The organism is Prochlorococcus marinus str. MIT 9107 (genome assembly GCF_000759855.1).
Taxonomy (GTDB): Bacteria; Cyanobacteriota; Cyanobacteriia; order PCC-6307; family Cyanobiaceae; genus Prochlorococcus_A; species Prochlorococcus_A marinus_N.
The window spans coordinates 169,635-195,211 of sequence record NZ_JNAI01000006.1 but is presented as its reverse complement, the minus strand read 5'-3'; the positions used below and the strand labels follow the sequence as shown (position 1 = coordinate 195,211).

Annotated in this window: 29 protein-coding genes; 14 read left to right on the top strand and 15 right to left on the bottom strand. The window is 31.6% G+C overall.

Going from position 1 to position 25,577, the window contains the following annotated elements; translation table 11 throughout:
* The 4 genes from EU92_RS04820 to EU92_RS04835 all read left to right on the top strand — a co-directional run bounded on the left by EU92_RS04820 (nt 1) and on the right by EU92_RS04835 (nt 2,227).
* Nucleotides 1-513: a DNA recombination-mediator protein A gene (locus EU92_RS04820; protein WP_032513947.1), complete on the top strand. Its 513-nt coding sequence runs from the start codon at nt 1-3 to the stop codon at nt 511-513.
* A gap of 65 nt (nt 514-578) precedes the next feature.
* A complete protein-coding gene (locus EU92_RS04825; protein WP_032513946.1) occupies nt 579-1,076 on the top strand; it encodes a YajQ family cyclic di-GMP-binding protein in 498 nt (165 codons plus the stop codon).
* A 27-nt stretch (nt 1,077-1,103) separates the two neighbouring features.
* Nucleotides 1,104-1,310, top strand: a complete 207-nt coding sequence (locus EU92_RS04830) for a hypothetical protein (RefSeq protein WP_032513945.1) — start codon at nt 1,104-1,106, stop codon at nt 1,308-1,310.
* A gap of 113 nt (nt 1,311-1,423) precedes the next feature.
* Complete coding sequence (locus tag EU92_RS04835; RefSeq protein ID WP_032513944.1) at nt 1,424-2,227, top strand: prohibitin family protein; 804 nt, start codon at nt 1,424-1,426, stop codon at nt 2,225-2,227.
* Nucleotides 2,228-2,282: 55 nt separating this feature from the next.
* On the opposite strand, the gene hemL is transcribed toward EU92_RS04835, so the two are convergent.
* Nucleotides 2,283-3,584 (bottom strand): glutamate-1-semialdehyde 2,1-aminomutase, encoded by a 1,302-nt coding sequence (hemL, locus tag EU92_RS04840; RefSeq protein ID WP_032513943.1) that lies wholly within the window; start codon nt 3,582-3,584, stop codon nt 2,283-2,285.
* 222 nt (nt 3,585-3,806) lie between these two features.
* Nucleotides 3,807-4,652, bottom strand: coding sequence for an exodeoxyribonuclease III (gene xth, locus EU92_RS04845; RefSeq protein ID WP_032523547.1), 846 nt, complete (start codon nt 4,650-4,652; stop codon nt 3,807-3,809).
* Between the two features lie 71 nt (nt 4,653-4,723).
* Here xth and EU92_RS04850 point away from each other — a divergent pair, with 71 nt between their 5' ends.
* The 4 genes from EU92_RS04850 to EU92_RS04865 are packed head-to-tail and all read left to right on the top strand — an operon-like array spanning nt 4,724 to nt 7,879.
* Nucleotides 4,724-5,008: a hypothetical protein gene (locus EU92_RS04850; RefSeq protein ID WP_032513941.1), complete on the top strand. Its 285-nt coding sequence runs from the start codon at nt 4,724-4,726 to the stop codon at nt 5,006-5,008.
* 41 nt (nt 5,009-5,049) lie between these two features.
* A complete protein-coding gene (locus EU92_RS04855) occupies nt 5,050-5,646 on the top strand; it encodes a hypothetical protein (RefSeq protein ID WP_032513940.1) in 597 nt (198 codons plus the stop codon).
* 53 nt (nt 5,647-5,699) lie between these two features.
* Entirely contained in the window at nt 5,700-6,926 is a 1,227-nt protein-coding gene (larC, locus tag EU92_RS04860; protein ID WP_032513939.1) for a nickel pincer cofactor biosynthesis protein LarC, read from the top strand.
* Nucleotides 6,923-7,879: a hypothetical protein gene (locus EU92_RS04865; RefSeq protein WP_032513938.1), complete on the top strand. Its 957-nt coding sequence runs from the start codon at nt 6,923-6,925 to the stop codon at nt 7,877-7,879. Before larC ends, EU92_RS04865 begins: the two co-directional genes overlap by 4 nt.
* Here EU92_RS04865 and EU92_RS04870 read toward each other — a convergent pair.
* From EU92_RS04870 to EU92_RS04885, 4 genes are read right to left on the bottom strand one after another with little or no spacing between them, the layout of a single operon-like run.
* Nucleotides 7,876-9,414 (bottom strand): ABC transporter permease, encoded by a 1,539-nt coding sequence (locus tag EU92_RS04870; protein WP_032513937.1) that lies wholly within the window; start codon nt 9,412-9,414, stop codon nt 7,876-7,878. The two genes, EU92_RS04865 and EU92_RS04870, sit on opposite strands and share 4 nt — an antisense overlap.
* Before the next feature lie 26 nt (nt 9,415-9,440).
* Nucleotides 9,441-10,442 (bottom strand): CobW family GTP-binding protein, encoded by a 1,002-nt coding sequence (locus EU92_RS04875; protein ID WP_032513936.1) that lies wholly within the window; start codon nt 10,440-10,442, stop codon nt 9,441-9,443.
* 35 nt (nt 10,443-10,477) lie between these two features.
* Nucleotides 10,478-10,768, bottom strand: a complete 291-nt coding sequence (locus tag EU92_RS04880; RefSeq protein WP_032513935.1) for a 4a-hydroxytetrahydrobiopterin dehydratase — start codon at nt 10,766-10,768, stop codon at nt 10,478-10,480.
* A 7-nt stretch (nt 10,769-10,775) separates the two neighbouring features.
* Nucleotides 10,776-11,261 carry a secondary thiamine-phosphate synthase enzyme YjbQ gene (locus EU92_RS04885; protein ID WP_032513934.1) on the bottom strand — a complete coding sequence of 162 codons (486 nt, stop codon included), beginning with the start codon at nt 11,259-11,261 and terminating at the stop codon, nt 10,776-10,778.
* A 108-nt stretch (nt 11,262-11,369) separates the two neighbouring features.
* Here EU92_RS04885 and EU92_RS04890 point away from each other — a divergent pair, with 108 nt between their 5' ends.
* Both EU92_RS04890 and EU92_RS04895 read left to right on the top strand, forming a co-directional pair.
* Nucleotides 11,370-12,875: a carboxypeptidase M32 gene (locus tag EU92_RS04890; protein ID WP_032513933.1), complete on the top strand. Its 1,506-nt coding sequence runs from the start codon at nt 11,370-11,372 to the stop codon at nt 12,873-12,875.
* 63 nt (nt 12,876-12,938) lie between these two features.
* On the top strand, nt 12,939-13,526 hold the full coding sequence (locus EU92_RS04895; protein WP_032513931.1) for an inorganic diphosphatase: 588 nt from the start codon (nt 12,939-12,941) through the stop codon (nt 13,524-13,526).
* Nucleotides 13,527-13,532: 6 nt separating this feature from the next.
* Here the strand turns inward: EU92_RS04895 and hemC are convergent, their stop codons facing one another.
* Nucleotides 13,533-14,483, bottom strand: coding sequence for a hydroxymethylbilane synthase (hemC, locus tag EU92_RS04900; RefSeq protein WP_032513930.1), 951 nt, complete (start codon nt 14,481-14,483; stop codon nt 13,533-13,535).
* A 97-nt stretch (nt 14,484-14,580) separates the two neighbouring features.
* A complete protein-coding gene (gene rpoD / locus EU92_RS04905; protein ID WP_032513929.1) occupies nt 14,581-15,762 on the bottom strand; it encodes an RNA polymerase sigma factor RpoD in 1,182 nt (393 codons plus the stop codon).
* 324 nt (nt 15,763-16,086) lie between these two features.
* Here rpoD and priA point away from each other — a divergent pair, with 324 nt between their 5' ends.
* Nucleotides 16,087-18,363: a replication restart helicase PriA gene (priA, locus tag EU92_RS04910; protein ID WP_032513928.1), complete on the top strand. Its 2,277-nt coding sequence runs from the start codon at nt 16,087-16,089 to the stop codon at nt 18,361-18,363.
* Here the strand turns inward: priA and EU92_RS04915 are convergent, their stop codons facing one another.
* The 3 genes from EU92_RS04915 to EU92_RS04925 all read right to left on the bottom strand — a co-directional run bounded on the left by EU92_RS04915 (nt 18,364) and on the right by EU92_RS04925 (nt 20,920).
* The gene (locus EU92_RS04915) at nt 18,364-19,473 is read right to left on the bottom strand and encodes a DUF3153 domain-containing protein (protein WP_032513927.1); all 1,110 of its coding nucleotides are present in this window, start codon (nt 19,471-19,473) and stop codon (nt 18,364-18,366) included.
* A 3-nt stretch (nt 19,474-19,476) separates the two neighbouring features.
* Nucleotides 19,477-20,328 carry an acetylglutamate kinase gene (gene argB / locus EU92_RS04920; RefSeq protein ID WP_032513926.1) on the bottom strand — a complete coding sequence of 284 codons (852 nt, stop codon included), beginning with the start codon at nt 20,326-20,328 and terminating at the stop codon, nt 19,477-19,479.
* 64 nt (nt 20,329-20,392) lie between these two features.
* Nucleotides 20,393-20,920 (bottom strand): DUF2854 domain-containing protein, encoded by a 528-nt coding sequence (locus EU92_RS04925; RefSeq protein ID WP_032513925.1) that lies wholly within the window; start codon nt 20,918-20,920, stop codon nt 20,393-20,395.
* A 42-nt stretch (nt 20,921-20,962) separates the two neighbouring features.
* Between EU92_RS04925 and EU92_RS04930 the strand changes: the two genes are divergently transcribed.
* Nucleotides 20,963-21,145: a hypothetical protein gene (locus tag EU92_RS04930; protein ID WP_032513975.1), complete on the top strand. Its 183-nt coding sequence runs from the start codon at nt 20,963-20,965 to the stop codon at nt 21,143-21,145.
* A 1-nt stretch (nt 21,146) separates the two neighbouring features.
* Here EU92_RS04930 and EU92_RS04935 read toward each other — a convergent pair whose 3' ends face one another.
* The gene (locus tag EU92_RS04935; RefSeq protein WP_032513924.1) at nt 21,147-21,572 is read right to left on the bottom strand and encodes a single-stranded DNA-binding protein; all 426 of its coding nucleotides are present in this window, start codon (nt 21,570-21,572) and stop codon (nt 21,147-21,149) included.
* A 28-nt stretch (nt 21,573-21,600) separates the two neighbouring features.
* On the opposite strand from EU92_RS04935, the gene EU92_RS04940 reads away from it, so the two are divergent.
* Complete coding sequence (locus tag EU92_RS04940) at nt 21,601-22,398, top strand: precorrin-6A/cobalt-precorrin-6A reductase (protein WP_032513923.1); 798 nt, start codon at nt 21,601-21,603, stop codon at nt 22,396-22,398.
* A gap of 11 nt (nt 22,399-22,409) precedes the next feature.
* Nucleotides 22,410-22,715, top strand: a complete 306-nt coding sequence (gene cutA, locus EU92_RS04945) for a divalent-cation tolerance protein CutA (RefSeq protein WP_032513922.1) — start codon at nt 22,410-22,412, stop codon at nt 22,713-22,715.
* Here cutA and EU92_RS04950 read toward each other — a convergent pair.
* The 3 genes from EU92_RS04950 to psb27 all read right to left on the bottom strand — a co-directional run bounded on the left by EU92_RS04950 (nt 22,708) and on the right by psb27 (nt 25,571).
* Nucleotides 22,708-23,727, bottom strand: coding sequence for an adenosine kinase (locus EU92_RS04950; RefSeq protein ID WP_032523445.1), 1,020 nt, complete (start codon nt 23,725-23,727; stop codon nt 22,708-22,710). The two genes, cutA and EU92_RS04950, sit on opposite strands and share 8 nt — an antisense overlap.
* A 14-nt stretch (nt 23,728-23,741) precedes the next feature.
* Nucleotides 23,742-25,052, bottom strand: coding sequence for an adenylosuccinate synthase (locus tag EU92_RS04955; protein WP_032513920.1), 1,311 nt, complete (start codon nt 25,050-25,052; stop codon nt 23,742-23,744).
* A gap of 81 nt (nt 25,053-25,133) precedes the next feature.
* Nucleotides 25,134-25,571 (bottom strand): photosystem II protein Psb27, encoded by a 438-nt coding sequence (gene psb27 / locus EU92_RS0108925; protein WP_032513919.1) that lies wholly within the window; start codon nt 25,569-25,571, stop codon nt 25,134-25,136.
* Nucleotides 25,572-25,577 lie beyond the last annotated feature (6 nt).

The window sequence follows — 25,577 nt, the reverse complement described above, 5'->3', positions numbered from 1 at the left end:
TTGAGTCGCTCTTTAGATTTGCCAGAAACCGAAGGCGTTGATGCCTTAGCTCAAGAATTAGCAAAACTCCAAGATAATGGAAAAAGGAGGATCGCCTTTCTGGGTAGTAGACATGTCCCAGTCGTTGATATTCACTTGATTGAGTTGATAGCAAGGTCTTTAGCTGAAGAGGGACATAATATTCTTACATCTGGATCACAAGGAGTGAATGCTGCGGTTATTCGAGCTGTTTTAGATATCAATCCATCATTATTGACTGTTTTATTACCACAAAGCCTTGACAGGCAAATACCTGAAATCAAGGATCAACTTGAAAGGGTTATGCATTTGGTTGAAAAAAGTGAAAATGATGAATTGCCTTTACCACTTGCAAGCAGCCTTTGTAATCAAGAAATTATTGCTAGGTGTGATCAATTAATATGTTTCGCCTTTCATGATAGTGAAACTTTGCTAAATAGTTGTAGATGTGCTGAAGAAATGGGGAAAGTGGTTAGTTTGTTGTTTTTTGATTAAATTAATCTATTTACCCTTTTAAATCTAATTTATGCTAAAAATGATCTTGCGTTTAAAAATTTACAATGGCAGAAAGTTTTTCATTTGACGTCGTTTCTGATTTTGATAGACAGGAATTAGTTAATACTTTGGATCAAGTAAAAAGGGAAATTTCTCAGCGTTACGATCTTAAAGGAACAATTACGACAGTTGATTTAGATAAAGAAAATATTTTTATAACTACTAATAGTGAACTAACCTTAAATGCTGTAAATGATATAATTAGACAAAAAGCAATAAAAAGAGAATTATCTTTAAAAATTTTTGATTACGGTGAAATTGAAATAGTTAGTGGTAATAAAGTAAAACAGACAATCCTTTTAAAGCAAGGTATTAAACAAGAAATAGCAAAAAAAATCAGTAAAAATATTAGAGATCAAATAAAAAAAATTAATGTCAGTATCAATGGAGAAACTCTCAGAGTCTCTAGTAAGAGCAAAAATGATCTTCAGTTAGCAATTACACTTCTTAGTGACTTGGAAGAGTCTTTTAACATTCCTCTCAAGGCTAATAACTTTAGATAAGATCTTCAATAAGGCTTTTTTAACAATATGACAGATTATCCGGAATCTCTTATTAAAAAATTGTGCATAAAGGTAAAAAATTATCCCCGTTTCTCAAAGGGAGAAATTGAGAAATTTTGTTGGATGGCAGTTCATGAGCATAAGCATGGTGTTTTGCCATCTGAATATGATATTAGAGAAATAGATGAGGACCTTTATTTACAACTTTTGGATAAATTTAGATCTAACATTTAATAAAAACAATATTTATATTCCTTTTTTAATTATTAAAAAATTATTTTAATTAAATACCTTATTAATGCACTAATTAGTTTGATTAAATATGATTAATTAAAAGAAAAAATTTAATGTCAACATCTTTTAAAAATGTCACACCAGCTGGTCCTGGAGGGACTGCAACACTCTTGATTGTATTGTCTTTTACAGGCTTTCTTTTACTTACTCAGGCCCTCTTTGTGGTACCTTCTGGACAAGTTGCAGTGGTTACAACATTAGGTAAGGTAAGTGGCCCCTCTAGAAGAGCTGGTTTAAACTTTAAACTTCCATTTATTCAGTCTGTTTATCCATTTGATATTAAAACTCAAGTTCAACCTGAAAAATTCGAAACTTTAACCAAGGACCTTCAGGTTATTAGAGCTACAGCTACTGTCAAGTATTCTGTGAAGCCTAATGAAGCTGGAAGAATTTTTGCTACTATAGCCAGCAGAAATAGTGATGTTTATCAAAAAATTGTTCAGCCCTCACTACTTAAAGCTCTCAAATCTGTTTTCTCTCAATATGAGCTAGAGACAATAGCTACAGAATTTGCAGTCATTTCTGAAAAAGTAGGCGATACTGTTGCTCAAGAACTAAATTCTTTCGATTATGTAGATGTCAAAAGTTTAGATCTGACTGGATTAGAGATTGCTGAAGAATATAGAGCTGCTATTGAACAAAAACAAATAGCTGGTCAACAATTATTGAGAGCAAAAACTGAAGTAGAAATTGCGGAACAAGAAGCTCTTAGATACGAAACCCTAAATAGAAGTCTTGACGATCAAGTGCTTTTTAAATTATTTCTAGATAAATGGGATGGAAGTACTCAGGTTGTTCCCGGACTGCCAGGATCAGAAGGAGGAAGTCCCCCAGTAATTGTTGGTGGTAAAAGATAATTTTAATTAATTAACTTTTTATATATCTTTTTCTAAAAATAATAATAATAAAGTACTAACTTTTAATTGCATTAAATGATTGATCAAACGCTTCGATAGTTTTATCAATTTCCTCTTCGCTGTGAGCTAGTGAAGTGAATCCAGCCTCAAAAGGGCTTGGGGCTAAGTAAATCCCTCGTTGTAGCATCTCTCTATGCAACTTACCAAAAAGTTCAGCATCATTTGTTTTTGCTTCATCAAAGTTCCTAACTGGTCCATCACACAAGAAAAATCCAAACATAGCGCTCACACTTCCGCCATTAATAGCGATACCATTATTTTCTGCAGACTGAATTATTCCTTCAATTAATCTTGAGGTAAGTCCATCTAGTTTCTCGTAACTACCTTCTTGTTTGAGCAGCTCAAGAGTTTTTATTCCAGCAGTCATTGCAAGTGGGTTCCCACTCAATGTACCTGCCTGGTATACAGGACCAGAAGGAGCAATCATTGACATAATTTCTTTCTTACCTCCATAAGCTCCAACAGGTAAGCCTCCTCCAATAACTTTCCCGAGTGTAGTTAAATCAGGAGTAACTCCAAATTTTTCTTGGGCGCCTCCATAACTAATTCTGAAGCCAGTCATGACTTCATCAAAAACTAATAAGGATCCATTCTCAGTGGTTAATTCTCTCAATCCCTCTAAAAATCCGGGCTCAGGAGTAATAAATCCAGCATTACCAACAATAGGCTCAAGAATAACCCCAGAAATGGCGTCAGGATTCTCAGAAAATAATTTCTTTACCGCTTCAAGATCATTGTATGGTGCTGTAAGTGTGTTTGCGGTTGTTGATCGTGGAACACCTGGTGAATCTGGTAATCCCAAAGTAGCTACACCAGATCCGGCTTTCACCAAAAACATATCTGCATGACCGTGATAGCAACCATCAAATTTAATGACTTTATCTCTCCCAGTGAATGCTCTCATAAGCCTTAAAACAGCCATGCAAGCTTCAGTCCCACTATTAACAAATCTAACCATTTCTGCCGATGGAACAGCATCTATTACCATTTCAGCAAGTTTGTTTTCTAAAACGCATGGAGCTCCAAAGCTTGTACCTTTCTCAATTGCTTCTTGCAATGCGGTTGTAACTTCAGGGTGGGCGTGTCCACAAATAGCCGGCCCCCAGCTCCCTATATAGTCAATGTATCTATTTCCATCTATATCCCAAGCGAAGGGCCCTTTGACTCTATCGAAAACTATTGGCTGTCCGCCGACAGATTTAAAAGCTCTAACAGGAGAACTCACTCCACCAGGCATTAATTTTTGGGCAGCAGAAAAAACTTCTTCTGATTGGGTGTAATTTAATATGTCAGTCACAGTTTAAATAAATAAAGCTTTGAGAAAAATTTAATCATGTCCTAATTTAAAAATAGGTAAAATTTTATTCAGAATGAAATTCTACATTATGATATTTTTATTGCGATAGTTTGGATTGTAAATTCTTATTATTAAGGAATTATAGTGCAAATCTCTATCACTCTTTAATAACTCTTTATTGATAAGCTTTTTCAGGCCTAAAAGAATTCATATTTGATTTATTTATATTTCGAAAAAATTATCCTCATCTTCAAAAAAATCTGCATTTATGTCATTTAAGTCCAAATCAATCATTACTGGAGCATGATCACTTGGGCGTAAATTTGATCTAGGGGAGCTGTCTATCACACAGCTTTTAAGTTTTGATGATAGTTCTTTACTGATGTAGATATGGTCTATTCTCCAACCTTTATTTAATTCATATGCGTTATTACGGTAATCCCACCAACTCCAATTACCAGTATTTTGTTCAAAAACCCTAAAAGAATCTATTAATCTTCCTTTTAGAACATTATTTAGTGCATTTCTCTCTGCCTCAGATGCCATTATGGCTCCTTCATATTTTTGGGGATCATGAATATCTATGTTGGATGGAGCAACATTAAAATCACCCATCAAACAAATTGCTTCTCCACTTTTTACTTGCTCATCCAAAAAAGAAGCTAAACAACTCAACCAATTAATTTTGTATTCGAACTTATCGGATTCTAGATTAGATCCATTTGGCACATAGACATTTATGATTTTAATACCATTAATATCAGCAGAAATTAATCTTTTTTGATCTTGAAAAATTTCAATATTTTGATCATAGTCTTTGCAACCGTAAAACCCTTTTTTTATATTTTCAGCCTTTATTCTTGAAATGATAGCAACACCATTATATGACTTTTGTCCGTATACCTCCACTGAATATCCTAATTTTTCGAAAGGTCCAATAGGGAAACTATCATCAATCACTTTTGTTTCCTGCAAACATAGAATATCTGGATTGACTTGATTAATCCAATCTAATATTTGTGAAAGTCTAGTTCTTATAGAGTTAACATTCCAAGTTGCTATTAACAAATTTCTACTAAATTATGTAAAATTAAACTAGCAAAGATTTTTGGCATTAAAGAATTTTGAAATTTAATAAAATGAAAATTTATTTTCTTAAAAATTTTTCTCAACCAATATCTTTAGTTGTTTTTTTGATGTCCTTAATTTCCTTAAAAAGTGATTTCCTAAATGCTGAAAATTTTTTTGAGGAATCACAGGTAGAAAGCTCAACCAAATCAGAAGAGGATAGTTCAGTTATTCCAACTAATCCATTTGAAATTGTTGAAATGATTAGGAGATATAATAGTTTGAATGATGCGACGAACCCCTCTGATGCAATAGATGATGCTTTAAAGTCTTTTAATAGTTTGGAGGAAAATTAAGAAATACAAGACTATAAACTATTATTTTAAAAAATTTTAATATGTTAAAAAATCCCATCCCAAAAGTTACTAATCAATTGCAGTACAGAGCAATTGGTATTATTTATGGTAAATTTAATCCCCAAGATACTCAGCAATTAAATAGAGGCTTTTTAACTGATAATAAAGGTGAAAAAATTGAAACTGTAGTTTTAGGAAAAGCATTATCTCTTTTGAAAAAGCATATTGACTTAAAGAAAAGTTATTATTGGATTGTATATCCAAAGAATAAAAGTACTCAAAACTTGCATTTACAGGTTGTAGGCATCTGGGATCCTTATCAACTTAATCATTTCCCAAATGATTCTTCAAAAACAAATTTTTCGAAATTACTAGAGGAATTAGAATTAATAGATAATTATTTCTCTGTTAGAGGAGAATTGGTTTTTGTAAACGCTCAAAAGAAAGAGTTTGTTATAAAAATCTATTCTTCTTCAAAGCAAAAGATAAAAAATAAAAATTTTAAATTAGTCATAAAAGGTGAGCTTTCTCTTGAACTCCTTAATAGTTTTATAAGCTTAGATGTGATTAGAGATGGAAATTCTTTAAAATTACTCAAATACGAAGTGATTGAAAAAAATCTTTCTAAAAATAATTAGAATAAAAAGTTGATTTTCATCGCAATTTTTACCATTAAAGAAATCTAAGATTTATGGAAGATATTTTAATTGAATGTTCTCCAGGGATCTCAGGAGATATGTTGTTAGGAGCTTTTTATGACTTAGGTGTGCCTAAAAAAATAATTGAAAAACCACTTATTGATCTTGGATTAAAGGACCTATACAATCTGGAGTTTAAAGAATCTAAAAGTTGTTCAATCCGTGGGATTAAGGCAAAAGTTGAGAATATTGATTCCTGTCCAATTAATAGGGATTGGAGAAGTATAAAAAAACTTATTTTAAATGGACACTTGGAAGATAATTTACAACAAATCATTTATGAAGTATTTGAATCTTTGGCAAGTGCAGAAGGAAAAGTTCATGGCATCAAACCTGATCATGTTCATTTTCATGAAATTGGGGCTATCGATTCATTAGTGGATATTATTGGAGTATGCGCCGCATTAAATTTCTTAAATCCTAAAAGGATTTATTGCAATGAACCAATGTTGGGAAAAGGTTTTGTTCAAACTGAACACGGAAAATTATCTGTTCCCCCTCCTGCTGTAATAGAGCTCATAAGAAAAAAGAATATTAGAGTTTTATCATGCTTTGACTCAATAGAAGGGGAGCTATCTACACCTACGGGAATTGCTTTACTTTCTAATTTAGTTAACTATCTGCAACCCCCTTCAAAATATTCTATTAATTCTTACGGAGTAGGCATTGGTAATCTAAAATTCCCATTCCCTAATTTGGTTAGAGTGTATAAAATTACTTCATTTGAAGATTCTTCTATTATTCAACAAATTAATCCAAAGTTTGAAGAGATATCTGTTCAAGAGGCATGGATTGATGACCAAACACCTGAAGATATATCTAATTTTGTAGAGAAACTAAGAATCGAAGGCGCCTACGACGTTTCTTATCAAGCTATCAATATGAAAAAAAATAGAATTGGATTTTCTATTCAAGCAATCTTGCCAATAGAAAAAAAAGAAAACTTCAGGCGATTATGGTTTGATTATTCCAATACTATTGGAGTTCGTGAAAGGACCCAATCTAGGTGGATATTACTTAGGAGAAGAGGAGAATGTTCAACGACTTTTGGAAATATAAAAGTTAAACAGACTTTAAAACCAGATGGATCGATAAGTATGAAACCAGAAAATGACGAAGTTTTGAGATTAAAACTAAAGCATAAAATATCAACTGACGAAATAAGAAAAATAATAAAAGAGTCAAGTAAAAACTTTAAAGCATTTGAAAACTGGAAATGAGATTTAATATAATTATTCAAGCATATTGGCAATTTCTTAAAAAAATTAATTTTGGTGGTTTAAAGAGTATTTTCTTTATTTCAAGCTTGTTATATTTTTGCATCTATTTTTTTTATAATATCGATCAAATTTCTTTTGATATCAATTTAGAAAAAAATGGAATTAATCTATCTTTATCATTTTTATTTTGTGTTTTAAGTATTTACCTCAATGCTTATGCATGGAAATATATAGTTAAATGGTTCGGGTTAGAATTTAAAAGTAATAATCTAGTTTCTTTTTATGTTTTAACCAATATTCTTAAATATGTTCCAGGAGGGATTTGGCATTTTGTTGAAAGATTTAATTTTATAAAAAAGATAAGTAATTCTCAGATTGCTTTGTATTCGACAATTATAGAACCTTACTTTATGTTGAGTGGAGCTTTTCTGTTGGCATCCCTTGGAGTAATTTTTTCACCATTTTACTTTTTCTTAATTTTACCTTTAGTGTTTTTAAATAGAAAATTAATTTATCTCGTATTAAAGAGATTAGGTTCTCTTAAGGGAAAAGTATTTGAGGTTTTGAGACTTGTAAATTCAAAGGATCAATTTGAAAAGAGAATAAATATAATTTCTTTTTTCCCTATCAAAGCATTATTAATTGAAATTGGTTTTGTTTTATCAAAATTTATTGGGTTTTATATTTGCCTAAATACTTTTTATACAAGTTCTACTCTCAATATCATTTTTTTATTAGTAGTCTTCTCTTTGTCATGGTCTTTAGGTTTGGTTGTCCCAACAGCTCCAGGGGGAGTTGGCATTTTTGAAGCCTGCTTCCTTTTTTTTGTTGGCAGAAATATTCCACAAAATACAATTTTTGTTAGCTTAATTTATTTTAGAGCTATATCTTCCTCAGCAGATTTGTTGATAAGCTTCCCTTTTTTAATTAGAAAACTGTTTAAAAGAATTTAGTTTTTCTTTTCTAAACTTGGTATCAAGTTAATCGATGCAATAAGGCCTAAAGTCATGATAAGAATTGCTGGTAATATTGCCTCTACCATTCTTTCATCTCCAGCATATTGATATATTCTCACAGATAATGTATCGAAATCGAATGGTCTTAAGATAAATGTTAATGGTAATTCTTTTATCGTATCTACAAAAACTAAAAGAGATCCTACAAATATTGGTCCTTTAAGTAGAGGTAGATGAATTCTTTTGAAGATTCCTAGCCAGTTCTCTCCTAGTCCAAGCGCAGCTTCATCAAGACTAGGAGATATTCTCTCAAGACTTGAATCAATAGAACCCTTAGAAATAGTTAAAAATCGGACAATATAACCCCAAACTAGTAAGCAAATAGCAATGAAAGTGAATTTTGAAGAAGAAATGCTGATCAAAGATAAAGCCAATACAGTTCCTGGGATTGCGTAACCTATACCCGCCAGATTTGTAACTAATCCTAACAAAAAGCTTTTATTTGGGCGCCTAGCCAAGGAAATTATTAAGGAGAATAGCATTGTTATTAATGAAGTAAAAAGGGCTAGACTAATAGTCCTTAATGATAGGTTAAGTAATTCTAAAGATAAGCCTTTTTGAATTTGATCGATATTTAGAAGAACCCAAAAACATGGAATTCCAAAAGAGAAAATTGGAGGAAATAAGGCTATGGTTATTGCTAAAAGAGCTCTAATTCTTTTTAATTTCCATCCTTGAGAATCTTGTGAGGCAGGATTTTCACTCCATCTCCTGGATTTTCTTCTTGAGAATTTTTCAAAAATAATTAAAGTAAAAATCATTAACAAGGCTATCAAAGATAATCCAATAGCACTTTTTGGATTACCCTCAATTATCCAATTTTCGGCTATGCCGGTAGAAATACTTGGAATATTTAATAATGCAAATGTACCTAACTCATTCATTACTTCCATACACATTAAACTTATTCCTGTTATTAGTGCTGGTAAAGCCATTGGAAAAGCAATTTTAAAGAAGCTCCTCCATGGCCCAACTCCTAATCCTCTACTAGCATTGATTTGATTAACTCCAAATTTATTAAAACTTTCGTTAGCAAGAATGAATACATATGGATAAGTAGAAATTGAAAGTATTAAAACCCCCCACCATAAACCAGTTACTTGATACCCAAAAATACTTCCTAAGTCCTGCAGAACAGCTGTTATTAAATAGGCTGGAGCAGCTAGTGGAACTAACTGACAAATACGGAGAACTTTTCTGAACTTAAAATCACAATTTGAAAGTAACCATCCATTCAAGGTTCCTAATCCTCCTCCAAATAAACTTGTGAGTGTTAAAACTTTTAAGGTGCCGAGTACCTCTTCTCCTCCTGCAATACCTAATGAAAAATTCCCACCAAAAACATATTGAACTCCTTCAAGAAGAAAATTGGAAATTGGAATGATTATTAAGAGTGCAACAATAAACGATGTGATATAAAAAAGTTTTAATTCCGTTATTGCTTTTTTAAATCCTTTAATAAGTATTTTCAAAAATTAATTAAATCCTACTATGTACTTTAATCTGAATTAAATCTACATGATGAAAGTTGATTCTTAATAGTTTGATGATCTAAGTTTTTCCCTATTAAGACTATCTTGTTAGATTTTTCTTTTGTCCATTTTTCATCATCTAGAGAAAACCTTTTCCCAGAAAGGTGAAAAAGGTGTTTTCTTTCACTTTCCATAAACCATAATATTCCTTTTGCTCTAAATACATTTTGCGATATTTGATTATCTAAGAAATATTGAAACTTCCTTAATGAAAATGGTTCAAATGTCTCATAAGAAACTGATGTAAATCCTTCGATATTATTCAAATCGTGTGAATGAGAAGAGTGATCGTGAGAATGAGAAGAGTGATCGTGTGAATTATCTTCTACATTTTTTTTATCCTTCTCGAATTGAAAAGTATCTGTCTCAAATAGACCTACGCTCATTATTGTTTGTAATCCAACTTCACTATTAATTGATCTCAAGATCCTTGGTTCTTTTTTTATGTTATTTATAAACTCTTCTACTCTCATTAATTGTTCTTCATTGACTAAATCACATTTATTTAGAAGGAGGATATCTCCGTATAAAATTTGAGAATAGGCGACACTTTTTTTATTGATTTCAAAATCAAAGTTTTCTCCATCAATAACAGTGATGATTGAATCTAATCTTACTTTTTCTCTAAGATCACCAGCAGCAAATGTCATTGCTACTGGTAATGGATCTGCTAGCCCAGTTGTCTCAACAATTAAGTAGTCTATTTGTCCAGATCTTTCTAAAACTTTGGATACTGTATTTAACAATTCGCCATTTATAGAGCAACATATACAGCCATTATTTAATTCGATCATATCTTCTGAACCCTCTATTATTAAATCATTATCTATTCCGATCTCTCCAAATTCATTAACTAAAACAGCTGTTTTGAGACCAACTTGATTTTTTAAAATATGATTTAAAAGTGTGGTTTTCCCAGAACCTAAAAATCCACTAATAATCGTAACTGGTAATAACTTTTTGGACATTTGGACGAATTCTTTAATGAAAAAACTTTGAAATTTTATTTATCGAAAATTTTATTAATTTCTGAAGCTACTGTTTGATCCAGATTTGTAATACCTCCCATATCATGTGTATTTAATTTAATTATTACTTTTGAATAAACATTTTCCCAATTAGGGTGATGATTGTGTTTCTCACAAATTAAAGCAATTTTAGTCATAAAAGAGAAGGCTTCAATAAAATTAGCGAAATTAAATTCTCTTTGGATTCGTCCAGACTTAATTTCCCAGCCAGGTATTTTTACAACTAATTCTTTTAATTCTCCATCTTGTAAAAGGTAAGGTTCCATTAAAAAATTAATCTGACTTTATTAAATTATATTTATTTTGCTTTTTCTCACCAATTATATGAATTTTTATAATTCTTTCTTTTTGACCAAATCTATGTTCCCATAAATAAACTGCTTGCCATTTGCCAAGCAAAATTTTACCTTCTTTAAAACTCAAAGATAAACAAGTGTTTGTTAAGGATGTTTTAATATGTGCAGGCATATCGTCAGATCCTTCTTGATAATGTTGATAGTAAATTTCTTCTCTATTTTTTGATAAGTTTAAGTAAGAATCAAATGGAACTATAGATTGCATGTATTTTTTTAAGTCAACTAATACATTTGGATCTGCATTCTCATTAATAGTTAAACTGCAACTGGTATGAAGTGAAGTTAAATTCAAAATTCCGGAATGAAAATTATTTTTTTCAATAAATAAATTTAAATCATGTGTGATATCAATAAAACCCTCTCCATGGGTTAAAAATTCTAATTCTGAAAATATTTGTTCCATATAAGTCATAACTTAATTATTCAATATTCTATTATGGATAAAAAATGTGTGTATTTTGCAGACATTAAAATTTTTATCTTAAAATATACTTAATTAAAATCTAAATTTTTGGCTGAAACTCAATGGGATAAGCTAGGGGCTTATCTTAAAGAAACTCAAATATTAGGATCAATCCAAAATACACTTTATTGGGATCAGAATACTGGGATGCCAAAGAAAGGGGCTTCCTGGCGGTCTGAACAACTTACTTATATTGCCAAAGTATTACATAAAAGGAATTCTTCTGAAGAATTTTCTAATTTAATACAAGCTGCTAAAAATGAATTAGTAGATACGAAAAAAAATTCAGAAAATCAACTTTTTATTAAAGATAAAGAAAGAAATATAAACCTTTTAATGAAGGAATTTAATAGAGAAAGAAATTTAGATCCTAAATTAGTTGAGTCTTTAGCAAAGGCAAAGTCTAAGGGGTATGAAAGCTGGCAAGAAGCTAAGAAAAAATCGGATTTTAAAATTTTTCTTCCTTTTTTTGAAGAATTAGTCAAATTGCGGATTGAAGAGGCAAAACAAATATCTGATCAATATTCTCCATGGGAGACTCTAGCTCAACCCTTTGAGCCTGAATTAACTTTGAATTGGTTGAATAAAATGTTTAAACCATTGAAAGAAACTATCCCAGACTTAATTAGAGGAATAAACCAGTTAAAAAAAAATAATTGGGATTTAAGTCCAGAATCCCAACAGAATTTATGTTCTAAATTACTAGATGAGTTTGGTAGAGATAAAGATCTCGTGGTTGTTGGTAAATCTCCACATCCTTTCTCAATCACACTAGGACCTAATGACTATAGGATTACTACAAGAATTGTTAAAGGTGAACCATTATCAAGCTTTTTAGCAACTGCACATGAGTGGGGACATTCAATTTATGAGCAGGGACTTCCATCTCAAAGCCATCAATGGTTCGCTTGGCCTTTAGGTCAAGCAACCTCTATGGGGATTCATGAAAGTCAATCTTTATTTTGGGAAAATAGAATAGTTAAATCCAAATCTTTTTCAAAAAAATTTTTTAAAAATTTTGTTTCGGCCGGATGTTCTCTAAATAATTATGCTGAACTTTGGAAGTCTATTAATCATTTGCAAGCAGGATTAAATAGGGTTGAGGCAGATGAATTAACCTATGGTTTACATATTTTAATTAGAACCGAACTTGAAATAGATTTGATTGAAGGAGGCTTGCCAGTAAAGGATATTCCATACGAATGGAATAAAAGATATGATCAACTTTTAGGAATAAAACCATCTAATGATTCGGAGGGCTGCCTTCAAGATGTTCACTGGAGTGAAGGAGCGTTTGGATACTTTCCTTCATACCTGTTAGGACATCTTATAAGTGCACAAATATCTACTCAAATGGAGAGAGACATTGGTTTGATTGACAATTTAATTGCGAATGGAGAATATCAAAAAATCATCTTTTGGTTAACAAATAACATACATAAATATGGAAGATCATTTAACTCTATGGAATTGGTAAGGACTGTCACTAATGAAGAACTATCACCTCAATATTTTATTAACCATTTAAGGTCTAAAATAAATGATTTTTGCTGAAACATTACGTTGGAATAATTTCGTTGAGTGTGACGATGTAAGATAAACAAAAATAATTTTTTGATGGCAAATTTTAATCAACCCCCAAGTAGGGTTACACCGAATTTATTGCATATACTAAATGCTTTCTCTGACAGCTCAAATTCAATAGTTAATACTATTGTTGAATTAAATTCTAATACGATAAATAAATATGAATTAATTACAGAAACAGGTCATCTTAAACTCGATAGGGTTGGTTATTCTTCCCTAGCTTATCCTTTTGCTTATGGATGTATACCAAGGACATGGGATGAAGATGGAGATCCACTTGATGTTGAAATTGTTGGTGTAACTGAACCGTTGATACCTGGATCTCTCGTGGAGGCTAGGATTATTGGAGTAATGAAATTTGATGATGGAGGAGAGGTTGATGATAAGGTCATTGCAGTTCTGGCAGATGATAAAAGAATGGATCATATCTCAAGTTTTGAAGATCTTGGAGAGCATTGGCTAAAAGAAACTAAGTATTATTGGGAACATTACAAAGATCTAAAAAAACCTGGAACATGTAAGGTAAATGGTTTTTTTGGTATTGAAGAAGCTGTTAAGGTTATTAAAGATTGTGAAGATAGATATAAAAAAGAAATTGATCCTAAATTAGTAAATTAACTAATTTTAGTTTTCCCTAAATTGTTCAAATATTTCGCTGAGTATTTTATCAGCCCCTTGGAGTTTTAGTTTTTTAGCTAGTTCTTTGCCGACTTGTTCAGGATCATTAATTTTGCCAATATATTGATCTTTAATTAGCCTTTCTCCATCAAGAGAGGCTACCATTCCAGTAAGGTAAAGTTGTTCATTTTGAATATTGCTATTCACACCTATTGGGACTTGGCATCCACCTTCAAGCTCTCTTAAAAAAGCCCTTTCAGCTATACATTTTTGACTAGTGGGTTTATCTTCTAAGACATTTATAATTTCTAAAATTTCTTTATCATCTGATTTGCATTCAATGCCTAGCGCTCCCTGACCAACTGCATGTAGGGAAATTTCATTTGGAATAATCTGGTGGATTCTTGATTCAAAACCTAATCTCTTTAAACCAGCGGCAGCAAGAATTATGCAATCAAATTCTCCTGCATCTAATTTTTCTATTCTCGTAATAACATTTCCCCTGATGTCCTTGAAATTAAGATGTGGGTACTTATTTCTTAACTGCGCAAGTCTTCTTAGAGAGCTTGTCCCCACAATTGAACCTACTGGCAAGGTTTCTAATTTATAACAATCATTTTTTTTACTTATCACTAAAGCATCTGCAGGGTTTTCTCTTTTTGTAATACATCCCAATGTAAGACCTGTAGGTAAACTGGTGGGTAAATCTTTTAGCGAATGTACTGCTATATCTGCATGACCTATAAGCATTTGTGCTTCAAGTTCTTTGGTAAATAAGCCTTTGTCTCCTATTTTTGCTAAGGCTACATCAAGAATTTTGTCACCTTGAGTTGCCATGGCCTCTATGGATACCTCTAAATTGGGAATATTTTTTTCTAGTTGATCTTTAACCCATAAAGTTTGAACCATGGCTAGTTTACTTCGTCTACTAGCTATTCTCAGTTTAAAATTAGTCATTAAAATATTATTTTGAGTTTGGATTAATATTAAGTCGAATTTATTTTAAGCTATTCTTTTGCAACTTTCTAAAGCTGAAAATTATATTTAACTTTTTTTATTTTATATATTCTTTTAAAACCCCATTACGATTTGGATGCCTTAGCTTTCTGAGAGCTTTTGCCTCTATTTGTCTAATCCTTTCTCTAGTAACATCAAATATCTGTCCTATTTCTTCAAGGGTCTTCATTCTTCCATCATCAATTCCATATCTCAACCTAAGAACATCTCTTTCTCTTGGACTTAGAGTCGCTAAGACTCCTTCTAAATCTTCTCTTAGTAAAGTTTTAGAAACATCTTGCTCTGGATTTTCTATATCAGCTTCTATAAAATCTCCAAGTCTTGAGTCTTCCTCTTTACCAATTGGAGTTTCTAAAGAAATAGGCAGCTGAGCACTTTTAGCTATAAATCTTAATTTCTCAATTGTCATTTCCATACTCTCAGCTATTTCTTCTTCACTTGGTTTCCTTCCGAATTCTTGGCTGAGCACTTTTGTGGTTTTTTTAATTCTAGATATTGTCTCGTATAAATGAACTGGCAATCTAATAGTCCTACTTTGGTCTGCGATAGCTCTAGTGATGGCTTGGCGAATCCACCAAGTAGCATAAGTAGAGAATTTATAGCCTTTTTCATGGTCAAATTTCTCTGCTGCTCTAATCAAACCTAAACTTCCTTCTTGTATTAAATCTTGGAATGATAAACCTCTATTCATATATTTTTTAGCAATGGAAACTACTAGTCTTAAATTTGATTGAACCATTTTTTCTTTAGCTCTTCTTCCTAAAAGAAGTCTTCTTCTGAATTTAGGAAGAGGCATATCTATTAATTCTGACCATTCTCTCACAGATGGGAAATGCCCTTTCTCTGACTCATATTGTGTTGCTAGTTCTTCTAATTGAAGTAAATCAGCAATCTTTCTTGCAAGTTCAATTTCTTCATCAGGCCTTAGAAGTCTAATTCTTCCAATTTCTTGGAGGTAAACTCTTATTGAATCTTCAGTATATATACCTTTTGGACCAAGCTTTATATTCCCAAGCACTTTATCATCTTCCTCAGAATCACTGAATTCATTATTATTTTCAACACTACTTTCGTTTAAATGAGAAGATGCCTGCAAATTTTGATTATTTTTATTACTATCTTCTCCAACTATTGTCTCTAAATTAGTATTAATTTTTTTGTTAATCTTTTTTTTGGAACTAGGCTTAGAATTTTTTGATTCTGCGGCTACTGGACACATAATGGACTCCTTTCTACGGTGAATTTAACTAGATAAAATTTTATTTAGGGCTAATTTGTACATTTAGTAGTAAAAATTACCTTAATCTCATAAAGAACTTTTTCTCGAAATGTGATTAAAAAAGTTTTTTAGAATTGTTGAAAAATTTAAATAGTGCTATAGATTACCTAAAGTAAAAAGTCTTGGGATTTCTCAGACAGGCAGATCAGTTTTTGAATTTTCACTCAATGATCAAAGCTTCATGTCTCCCTTAAGAGCAGGATACTTACAATGTGCAAAAAACACTTTGTGGAATGTTCAACAATCCAATACTAAGAAAAAGTTTTGAAGCCGGCAAGTAATCAGTTATTAAATATATCCTATAAATTGGAAATTTTGCTTGATATAGGTAGTAGTAATAATAGCTTTTACTATTTAGATGGAAATAATCTTGGAGTAGAAGTTGGGGATATTGTAATTGTGAAATTAAGAGGGAGATTATTGAATGGGTTGGTGATCTCCAAAGAAAACTTTTCGACAATTAATAAAGATGAAGGCAATTTTACTGCAGGAAGAAGTATAAGATATTCGTTTGTTGAAGGTATTCTGCAGAAAAAAATAATTGATGATTATTGGAGAGAATGGATAGAGGCCCTAGCTTCTTTTTATATGGTTAGTAATTTAAAAATGCTTAAAACGGCATTTCCTCCAGGTTGGATTGGTAAATATAAAAAAATTTCTCAAGGGTTAAGAGCTCAAATATGGATTGAACCCAAAACAGAATTTGATCTAGAAAAAAATGAATTGACTAAAAAAGAATTTTTTTTAATAAATACTTTGCCCGAAAAAGGTAATTGGCAAAGTGAATTAATAAAGTCTGGTTTTAATTATAGTCTCATTAATTCAATGATTAGTAAAAATTATCTAGTTAAATCTAAAAGAAAAAAAACTATTAATACTAAATTAAATTCTTTTTTTAAAGATCATATTGAAACGAAAAAACCAAATCTTACAAATGAGCAAGAAATTGCATTTCAACAATTTCAAAAAATGAAACCTGGAGAATCGTTACTTCTCTGGGGCGAAACAGGTTCAGGTAAAACAGAAGTTTATATGAGAATCTCTGAAGATCAATTACTTAAGAAAAAAAGTTGTTTGATACTTGCCCCAGAAATTGGACTAATTCCTCAACTTATTGATAGATTTAGTCAGCGATTTAATAATGTTGTTTACGAATATCATAGTAACTGTTCTTCTAGTCATAGAACTTTAGTTTGGAAGGAAATTATTAATGCTAATGAACCTCTAATAGTAATAGGAACAAGGTCTGCAGTTTTTCTTCCAATTAAAAATCTAGGGTCAATAATTATAGATGAAGAACATGATGTTTCCTATAAACAAGATAGCCCTATGCCTTGTTATGACGCAAGAGAGATTGCTATTGAAATAGTAAAAAGAAACTCTGCAAAGCTAATCTTTGGGAGTGCAACCCCATCAATGAAGACTTGGAAAAAGTGTATTTATGAAAAGAATTTTAAATTGGTACGAATGATTCAAAGGATATCCAGAAATGAAGTGCCTGAAATAAGAATTATTGATATGCGAGATGAATTTAAGAAAGGCAATATGAAAATTTTATCCAGTGAGTTATTAGAATTACTTCCTCAACTACGTTTAAAGAATGAACAAGCAATAATTTTGATCCCTAGAAGGGGACATAGTGGTTTTTTAAGTTGTAGAAATTGTGGATATTTAATACAATGTCCCAACTGTGATATCCCTTTATCAGTACATCTTGGTTCACAAGGAAAAAAATGGTTAAGTTGTCATTGGTGTAATCATAAATCAAGACTGATCAATCGTTGTCCCGATTGCAATTCAAATGCCTTCAAACCTTTTGGAATAGGTACACAAAGAGTTATAGAGTTTTTAAATGAAGAATTTCCTGACTTAAAAGTACTTCGCTTTGATCGAGATACAACCTCAGGAAAGGATGGTCATAGAGATATTCTTTCAAGATTTTCTAAAGGTGATGCTGATATTCTTGTGGGAACTCAAATGTTAGCCAAAGGGATTGACATCCCCAATATAACTCTTTCAGTAGTTATCGCAGCAGACGGATTGCTTCATCGTCCAGATATTTCGGCAGAAGAAAAATCATTACAATTGTTTTTACAATTAGCAGGCAGGGCAGGCAGGGCTCAAAAAAAAGGAAAAGTTATTTTTCAAACATATAAACCAAACCATCCTGTAATTTCATATCTTCAGAAAAGAGATTACGAAAGATTTTTAATTGAAAATTCGAAATTGAGAAAAGATGCTAATTTATTTCCATTTTGCAAAATTTGCCTTCTTAAACTATCAGGTGAAAATTATGAATTGACTGAATCAATTGCAATAAAATTAGCAAAATATCTACTAAATTTTTGTAAGAGAAAGAACTGGAAATTAATTGGTCCTGCTCCAGGTTTAATTGCTAAAGTTGGGAAAAAATTTAGATGGCAGATATTAATATATGGTCCTGAGGGCTCAAATATACCTTTGCCTGATAGATCAATATTATGGAAACTTATTCCAAAAAACGTTTTTTTAACAATTGATGTTAATCCAGCAGAGTTGTAATTACTTCGATGGAAGTTGAGGCAAATCTGTACCTAATTTAAATCTATAGAATCTTAATAAATAAGCGAATATTATGATTAATAAAATAATAGATATCCCAATTAAAACTTTATTGAAGCTCCAAAAAGAAAATTCGAGACTATTGATTTTACCTTGATTTAAATTCCAAATTATTAGATTTTTTGTGATTTTTAAATTTGAATTATCTTTATCAGTAAGGGTAACTGTATTAGGGTGAATGATTTTGAAAATAAGCTCTAAATCATCAACTCCTTTAATGTTGTTAAGATCTATCTCTACCTTATAAAAGTATTTTTTTAAAAAAATGAAGTTTTTTTGAGTAGTATTAATTTCTATATTTGTTGATCCTCCCGCCAAGTCTCCTGCATTATCTTGGATTATTTTAAGAACTTGCTTTGTATCCTCTAAATCAAGATTTTTATTTTTCATAGAAAAAGTTGATTCTTCTTGTCTAATTTCTGCGTTAGGAAAAATATCTTTCATTTTCCCTTCAAATTTTATTTGCCAAGGGAATTTTTTAATGTATTTACTTTCTATCACTAGATTATTAGTTATTGAATCAAGTTCACTAAGATCAAGAGTATTCTCAACTTTAACGCAGCCACTTAAGAGCGGGATTAATAATAATAGTATTAAAAATATGATCAGTGAGAAGCCCTTCTGAAAGGGCTTTGTTTCACCAGTAGGCGTATCAGTAATATTGATAAATTTCTTTTTCTCTAATACTTCTCTTTTTTTGCTTAGTGAGTTAAGAGATGTTTTATTTAGTGTTGGTTCACTTTCAAACTGAACGTTCCAATTAGCTGGTTTTTTAATATCAGGAGAATCTATAACTTCCATTAAATATTTTGCATTTTCTCTCGTCTTATTATCGTAAGATTTTAGAAGTTGTTTACAAAATCTTTTTGCCTCCTCCTTTTTATTGATACCAACAAGAGCAGTTATTAAAATTGTTCTTAAATTCACTCCTTCTTTGCATGATAAAGGAAATGATTCGATTATGGGTAAAAGAAATTCAATACAATAGTGATACTCACCTTTATCTAAAGCAAGTTCTACTGTTTCTAAAACTTGCGCATAAGTTTTCATAGGTTAAGCAACTATCATTGTGCCTATTCCGGAATTTGTAAAAATCTCAAGAAGCAATGAATGTTCTATTCGTCCATCGATAATGTGAGCCGCTTTTACTCCTTGAGCTAAAGCTCTTATGCAGCATTCCGTCTTTGGGATCATGCCTTCAGTGACAACTTTTTTATCAATAAAATCTCTTGCCTCTTTGAGATTCATTTTTTCAATAAGACTATTTTTGTTATTTTTTTCTTTTAAAACACCTTGAGTATCAGTAAGAAGAATAAGTTTTTCTGCATTTATCGCAGCAGCAATTTCTCCAGCGACAAAATCTGCATTAATATTATGCGAATTACCCTCCATGGTTGATCCAATACTTGAAATAATTGGTATATATCCTTTAGAAATAAGAGGATCTAATACCTCAGGATTGATTTTTGTAACCTCCCCCACTAACCCATGGCTCCCATCACCTAATTCTCTTGATTGAATTAAGTTCCCATCAAGACCTGATATTCCGACGGCTAGGGAGCCAGTTTTATTAATGCCTCTTACAATTTCCTTGTTAACCCTACCCATTAGGACCATCTCGACAATATCCATTGTTTTTTGATCAGTGATTCTTAATCCATTTTCAAATTTAGGAGTTATTTCTAATCTTTTTAACCAATTATTAATCTCGGGCCCTCCCCCATGAATTACTATCGGACAAACTCCCACGCTTGATAAAAGTGCTATATCTCTAAAAAAAGCCTTTTTTAAATCATCCTCTTCCATGACAGAACCACCATACTTGATAACAATTTTTCTACCTGAGAAACTTTGTATATATGGAAGAGCTTCACTTAATATTGATACTCTTTGAGAATCATTCATTATCAAAAATCATTAAAATTTTATTGAATTAAGAAATTAGGTTTTTTCAAATATATCCCTATATTTAATAAAAGAGAATAAAATCAAATTCTTTTTTATTATCGTCGATAATAAATTCTGATTCAAGACCTTTGACAAAAAACCTGTTTAATCTTTCTTGTTTCTGAATCCATTTTTCATAAGGGACGTCATTTAGTTCAAAACGCATTCTTAACCCATTTTTATCTTCTTTAGTAATTTCCTCAACTTCTTTAAGTTGTGGAGGATTTCCTTCACTCCATAAATTTAAAGCTTTCAGAGACGATTCAAGGTGAGCTGTTCCATATCTCCATCTTGTGACATCTTTTACAAGTGCCGTTAATTCTTTTGGCCTATTGAATCTATTATTTTTAAAATTTTCTACGCCAAGCAATTTTACTGGAGGTATCTCAGTAGTCTTTAGAGCTAGACCAATTAGAAAAATAGGTACCCCATAAAAAAAAGTAGGTACACTTAAGTTTACTGAATCTGTAAAATAAGCAGTCAAACCAATAAAAGCTAATATCCCTCCAATTGTTATGATTAAATTTGCAGGCGATAAGTATTTCTTCATTTTGATCAATTAAAATGATAATTAAATGTGCTAATAAGTGTTATGCAAGAAACTAATACTGTGAATCAAGGCGATTTGCTTTTAAAACTTGATCAAGATAGAGCATGGCTCTTAGAAAATCTTGATAAGGGGAAATGGCCAGAAATTAGAAGTGAACTTGCTGCTCTTGAAAGAAAAATCAGCAAATTAATTATAAGTGTTCAAGAAAATAATGTTGATATTTGATTTAAAAAGGTATTTCATCAACTTCTGGGACTAAAGGAGAGCTATCCCAGTTAGAATTTTTGGTGTTTTCTTTCTTATTAAATGATTCGCTATTTTCTTTTTGATCAGTTTTAATTACTTCAATTGGGGTTATTTGATGAATCTTTGAAGCTGTCAGTTCTGGTTGCTTTTCTTTTGTTCCGTCTTTTCTAGTGACAGAATTCATTCTAAGACGTCCCTCAATAACAATATTTTGCCCCTCCTTTAGTTCGTCTATCATCTCTTGAGCAATATTGCCCCATCCTACAATCTTTAGTTCTCTGGTTGGATCTTCAATACGTAATCCTTTAAAATTAACAATCATCTCCGCAATTGGGACTTGGTTCTCTTTTGTATACCTCATTTGGGGAGCGCTATTAATTACCGCTTGAATTAAACAATGATTCATTCCTTTCTAATTAATTAAAGATATATTGATGCAGAATTCAGAAAATTGCTACGAAAATGTTTGGATCCTATCAGGAACTTCGGATGGACCTTGTATTGCAAATAGGCTTCTTGAATATAACTATTCAGTCTTTGCAAGTGTTCTGACTTATAGAGCAGGGCAATCTTATATTAAAAATTCAAAGTTACATATCATTACGGGTAAATTAAATAATAAAGATGAAATAATTGATTTCATAAAAAAAAATAAGATCAAATGCGTTGTTGATGCTACGCATCCTTTTGCTGAGATAATTTCTAAAAATCTTAACGATGCATGTAAAGAAATTAATGCTCCTCTTCTTGTATTTGAGAGGAAATCATTAGTGAATAACGCCAATAACTTTTATTATATTGATGATTTAAAGGACATAAATAAAGCCGACCTTGAAAATAAGAACATTCTTCTTGCAATAGGATCAAGATTTCTTGATGATACTGCTAAATATTATATTAATTGTAAAGCGAATGTATTTACAAGAATACTCCCAACTTGTGAGAGCATAACAAAAGCTTTTAGATCATGTATAAAAAAATCGAATATAGCGATACTTGAACCGAGTAAAACTGAGGGAGACATTTTAGAAAAAAAACTTTGCGATTTTTGGGGGATAGATTATGTTCTATGCAGAGACTCTGGAAGTTATTCTCAGAAAAACTGGGAAAGTATTATTTCTGGAAGTAAAATGAAGTTATTTTTGGTTAAAAGGCCAAAATTAAAAAATGATTATTCTTACTCTTTCTATCGATACGAGAATTTGATAGATCACATAATTAGAGAATATTGATTTTTTTTATTATGGAAGTATTAATTCTGATCACAACTGAATCAAGTAGGATAAATGCTTTGAGATTGGCTAAGTTACTCATCCAAAATAAACTTGCAGCTTGTGTTTCTATTAAGCGAATTTTTTCAATTTACGAGTGGGATGGTGCTTTTGAAGAAACTAAAGAGTTTGAAATCACAATAAAAAGCAAACCAGAATTTAAAGATAAATTAATTCATTTCTTACATGAAATTTCTACATATGATGTCCCTCAAATTATTTACAAAAAATACCATACTGAGATGAAATATTACGATTGGTTGAATAAGACTATTTGATTAAACTTATTTTTAATAACTCTCTAAGATCAATATTGGATCTTGATCCTAATTGTGTAATGATTTGTCCCGCACAAATTGAACCGATCTCCCCGCATTTTTTGAGGGAATAATTGTTTATTAATCCATGAATAAATCCTCCGGCATAAATATCTCCCGCTCCTGTAGTATCAAGAATTTCCCCTTTAGTAATTGATCTAACTACTTCTACATCATTTTTGTTTATTACGAGAGAACCATTGCTACCTAAAGTTACTACCACTAATTCACACAAGGAAGAGAGGTCTCCTTGGCAGGTTGCTAATTTATCCTTTTTAAATAGACTTAAAACCTCGGATTCATTACAAAAAACTATATCTACATAGTTATCAATTAATTTTAAGAAACTCTCTCGATGTCTATCTACACAAAATGCATCAGACAATGAAAGGATTATTTTTGTATTAGATAGTTTTGCGATTTGAGCGGCTTTAAGAAAAGCATTTTTAGCTAATTCGCTGTCCCATAAATAGCCCTCTAAATACAAGTATTTACTCTCCTTGATTAAACTAAAATCAATGTCTTTTGGTTCAAACTCTATAGATGCTCCTAGATAGGTGCACATAGTTCTTTGAGCATCAGGTGTGATCAATATAATTGAATGAGCTGTTGAAGCCCCTTTATTCGTTGGGGGAGTATTAAATATTGTTTTACTTTTTTTTATATCAGAAGAAAAGAAATTCCCAAATTGGTCATTTTTTACCCTTCCAATAAACTGCACATCATTACCTAATTCTGCTAAACATACAACGGTATTTGCTGAAGACCCCCCTGATATTTGTTTGATGACTTCGCAATGCTTTAACAATCTCTGAGATTCATCAGAATTAATGAGATTCATTGATCCTTTCTCCAGATTATTTATCTTAAGAAACTCATCTTCAATATTGACAATAATATCAACTATTGCGTTGCCCAGACCAATAAGGTCAGTTTTTTTATTTTCTTCAAAATGTCTAAAGGAATCCCTCATTGATCTTAACTCTATTACCTTAGAAGTGCTCTTTTAGGTCCATGAATTGGATCCTCAATTACTATTGTTTGATCTCTATTTGCCCCCAATGAGACAATTGCAATTGGAACCTCCATTAATTCAGCTAAAAATCTGAGATAATTCATGGCATTTTGAGGGAGATCAGATAAAGTTCTGCAATTTGCAGTTGAACATTGCCAGCCTTTTAATTTTTTGAAGATTGGTTTACATTTTTTCAAGTCATCTGAATTTGTAGGAAAGTAGTCAATTTCTTCTCCATCCAGATCATATGCTACGCAAACTTGAATCTCATCTAATTCATCTAATACATCTAGTTTTGTAACTGCTAAACAATCAAGACCATTTACAGATACTGCATATTTGCCAATGACTCCATCAAACCACCCACATCTCCTCCTCCTCCCAGTAGTGGTTCCAAATTCACTCCCCCTATCGCAAAGTTGATCATTGATACTTCCCTGCAATTCTGTTGGGAATGGGCCCTCACCTACTCTTGTGGTATATGCTTTTGCTACTCCAATAACTCTATCAATTAATGTAGGACCAACTCCAGCTCCAATGCATGCCCCTCCTGATATAGGGTTTGATGAGGTAACAAAGGGATAAGTCCCATGATCTAAGTCAAGGAGAGTTCCTTGAGCACCTTCAAATAGAATATTTTTCTTATCTTTTGAGGCTGCATGGATAGTTCTAGTACAGTCAACTACATGCTTGGATAGTCTTTCTCCATAGTCAAGATATTCATTAACAATGTCTTCTACTTTAAGTGGTTCAATACCATAGATTTTTTCTAAAAGACCATTTTTTTCTCTTAATGGAATTGTGATCACATCACTTAGTCTTTCCTTGTTAAGTAAATCTCTTACTCTAATCCCATTTCTTTGTGACTTATCCGCATAAGTTGGACCAATACCACGACCTGTTGTCCCTATTTTGTTCGACCCTCTATCAGCCTCCATAGCTTCATCTAATATTCGGTGGTAGGGCATTGTTACATGTGATGTAGATGAAATTTTTAATCCTGAGATATCAATTCCATTATCAATCAACATATCTATTTCTTTTAGCAAGATTTTTGGATCTACAACTGTTCCTGATCCAATTAAACAAGTAGTCTTTTTATAAAGAATACCTGAAGGAATTAAATGTAATTTCAAGACTTTATCATCTACAACAATAGTATGTCCTGCATTTACTCCTCCTTGGTAGCGTACGACAACATCAGCCGAACGACTTAGTAAATCGGTTATTTTACCTTTTCCTTCGTCACCCCATTGGGCTCCGATTACAACGACATTGGCCAATTTTAGAAGAGCATTATTATTGTGCGAATATTTAATATATTCAAAAATCTTTGATTACTTTTAAAAAGTAAATGAATTGTATCAACTTTCTCTAAGAACCATTTTTTCAGCAAGAGAAAATTCTTTTGTTAAACGCTCCTTAAGTTTATCTGGTAAAGGTCTACTTGCAAAGTTTTTGTAATGGCCTGCCATTGCATTTAATGCTGTTTGCATAGTAGTAAAAGATTGAGTCTTGTTCACCATACCTCTATTTCTGTATCTAGAAATATAATCAGTTATAAGGGTAAGAGCCTCACTTCTTACTTCATCCTTATTTGGAGAATCTTTTGGAGTGTCAACAGCTGTTTGTAATGTTTTAACTACCGAAATTGTATCTTTTGTATAGTCACCTGTCATTGAGGTTTTTGCAGCTATGGAGGGGGAATTAAATAATGTAAAAACAAGAATCGAGGACAGTGAAAAAGATATAGCTTTGGTAAGATTCTTGAAAATTAATCCTGATGTCCATTTGAGTAACATAACTTA